The following is a 2,801-nucleotide window of genomic DNA, read 5'->3' on the forward strand; positions in this document are numbered from 1 at the left end:
GAGCTCGCGGGCATCGCCGCCGACCGCGCCGCCGCCGCACCGCGCGGCGTCCGAGGTCTGCTGCGGGCGCTGCGGCCGGGCTCGCCGCTGCTGCCCGTCGCCGCCCGCGTCGCCGTGGGCGCCGCGCTTGCCGGCTGGACGTCGATGGCGCTCGGCGTCGGCCGACCGTACTGGGCGGTCGTGACCGCCGCCGCCGTCTTCCAGGCCAACATCACCCTGAGCTGGCGCCGCGGCCTGCAGCGCGCCGTGGGCAACCTGGCCGGGCTCGCGCTGTTCACCGTGCTGCTCCCGACGACCCGCGCCGGCGGCCTCGCGCTGGTCGCCGCCGTGATGGCGCTGCAGTTCTGCACCGAGGCGACCATGGCCCGCAACTACTGGCTGGGCAGCGTGTTCGTGACGCCGATGGCGCTGCTGATGGTCGAGCTCGCCGCGCTCCAGCCGGCCGGGAGGCTCGCGGCCGAACGCTGGCTGGACACCTGCGTCGGCGTCGCGGCCGGCCTGCTGAGCTGCGCGCTCGTCACCAACCGCCGCGCGACCGGCCGGATCGGCGCCGCTCTCGCCCGGCTCGACGCCGCCACGGCCGGAGCCCGCGCGCTCGCCGCCGGCGCCCCGGAACCTCTGGAGGCCGCGCGGGCGCGCGATCGCCTGGCGTCCGCGCTGGTGGACGTGCGTGACGCGGTCGACGTCGCGTCGGGCGAATGGTGGCAGGGCGCGCTGCCCGCCGAACGGGTCGAGCGCGCCGAACGGGACGGGCACCGCGCCCTCGCCGCGCTCGCCCCCGGCCGCGTCCCCGCGTCCCGGGCGGCGTGACGGGCGTACGATCACCCGGACGGCACGCGGAGGGGGAGCCGGGCGTGGAGGACGTGGTCGCCGAGGTGATCCGCCAGTGGCGGGCCATCCATCCCGGGCTGGACACCGCACCGCTCGCGGTGATCGGGCGCATCACCCGCTGCGCCGCGCTGCTCCAGCAGGCCGAGGAGGGCCCGCTGAGCCGCGAGGGGCTCGTCCGGGCCGAGTTCGACGTGCTCACCGCGCTGCGCCGGCTCGGGCCCGGCGTCACCCCGACCCGCCTCGCCCGCGAGACGTTCTCCTCCGGCGCCGCGGTGACCAAGCGGGTGCGCCGGCTGCAGGAGCGGGGCCTGGTCGAGCGGCGTCCCGACGAGCGGGACCGGCGCGTCCAGCACCTCGCGCTCACCGAGGACGGCCGCGTGCTGATCGACCGGATCATGCCCGACCAGGTGGGGTACGAGTCCGCGCTGCTCTCGGGGCTGCCGGAGGAGCGGCGCGACGAGCTCGCGGGCGCGCTCGCCGAGCTCCTCGTCGTCCTGGAGGGACGGCTCGGCGGGCTGATCGGCTAGAGCCGCCGCCGGGCGGCGCACCTGCGCCGGGTGACCCTGCGAACAGGGTCATCTGCGGTACGTTCGGAGCACCCCGCGCGAGACCCCCCCCAGCCCGTACGCGCCGCCCGGAGGAACGATGCCCGTCCTCGACCAGCTCCTCGCCGCCCTCGCCGGCGGCTCGGTGGAGATCGTCGATCTCACCGCGCCGCTGTCGGACCGGACGCCGATCCTGCGGCTGCCCGAGCCGTTCGCGAACACGGTGCCCTTCTCGCTGCGGGAGATCAGCCGGTACGACGACCGCGGGCCCGCCTGGTACTGGAACGACATCACGACCGGCGAGCACGTCGGCACCCACTTCGACGCGCCCGTGCACTGGGCGACCGGCCGCGACGGCGAGGACGTCGCGCAGGTCCCGGCGGGACGGCTCGTCGCCCCCGCGGTCGTGCTCGACGCCTCGGAGCGCGCCGCCGCCGACCCCGACTTCCTGCTGGAGATCGACCACGTCCGCGCGTGGGAGCGCGCGCACGGCCCGCTGCCCGACGGCGGGTGGCTGCTGTACCGGACGGGCTGGGACGCGCGCTCCGGCGACGCGGAGGCGTTCCTCAACGCCGACGAGAACGGCTCGCACGCGCCGGGCATCTCGCCCGAGTGCGCCCGCTGGCTGGCGGAGGAGACGCCGCTGCTCGGGCTCGGCGTCGAGACGGTCGGCACCGACGCGGGCGGCGCGCACGCGTTCGACCCGCCGTTCCCCTGCCACTCCTACTTCCTCGGCGCGGGCAAGTACGGGCTGACCCAGCTGCAGAACCTCGCCCGGCTGCCTGCCCGCGGCGCGGTGCTGGTCGCCGCGCCGCTGCCGATCGTCGGCGGCTCCGGCAGCCCGGCCCGCGTGCTGGCCCTGGTCGAGCGATGATCGTCGCGGAGGCCGTGGGGGAGGCCCTCGCGCGGCTCGGCGCCGAGACCGTGTTCGGGGTGGTCGGCAGCGGGAACTTCCACGTCACCAACGCGCTGGCCGCGCACGGCGCCCGGTTCGTCGCCGCCCGCACCGAGGGCGGCGCGGCGACGATGGCGGACGCGTACGCGCGGGTCAGCGGCGGGCTCGGGGTGGTGTCGGTGCACCAGGGGCCGGGCCTCACCAACGCCGTCACCGGCATCGCCGAGGCGGCCAAGAGCCGCACGCCGCTGCTGGTGCTGGCGGGCGAGGTGGCCGCGTCCGCGGTCCGCTCCAACTTCCGGATCGACCAGGCCGCGCTCGCGGCGTCCGTCGGCGCCGTCCCGGAGCGGGTCCACTCGCCGCAGACCGCGCTCGCCGACGTGGCGCGCGCCTGCCGCACCGCGGTCGCCGAGCGCCGCACGGTGCTGCTCGGACTGCCCCTGGACGTGCAGGGCGCGGAGCTGCCCGCCGCGGACGCGCCCGCGCGGCCTCCCGCGGGCCACCGTCCCCGCCCGTCGCGGGTGCCGCCG

The 2,801-nt window shown here is 77.7% G+C and carries 4 protein-coding genes; all 4 read left to right on the top strand.

From position 1 onward, the window contains the following. Positions 1 to 810: FUSC family protein (locus F9B16_RS49970; RefSeq protein WP_192809405.1), on the top strand; the 810-nt coding region annotated here is incomplete at its 5' end. Between the two features lie 44 nt (positions 811 to 854). Then, positions 855 to 1,358: a MarR family winged helix-turn-helix transcriptional regulator gene (locus F9B16_RS49975; RefSeq protein ID WP_225992681.1), complete on the top strand. Its 504-nt coding sequence runs from the start codon at positions 855 to 857 to the stop codon at positions 1,356 to 1,358. 118 nt (positions 1,359 to 1,476) lie between these two features. Continuing rightward, a complete protein-coding gene (locus tag F9B16_RS49980) occupies positions 1,477 to 2,250 on the top strand; it encodes a cyclase family protein (protein WP_151547279.1) in 774 nt (257 codons plus the stop codon). Then, on the top strand, positions 2,247 to 2,801 hold a 555-nt coding region (locus tag F9B16_RS49985), incomplete at its 3' end, for a thiamine pyrophosphate-binding protein (protein WP_264159881.1). The genes F9B16_RS49980 and F9B16_RS49985, both read left to right, overlap by 4 nt.

The sequence above is a fragment of the Actinomadura montaniterrae genome (genome assembly GCF_008923365.1).
Taxonomy (GTDB): Bacteria; Actinomycetota; Actinomycetes; order Streptosporangiales; family Streptosporangiaceae; genus Spirillospora; species Spirillospora montaniterrae.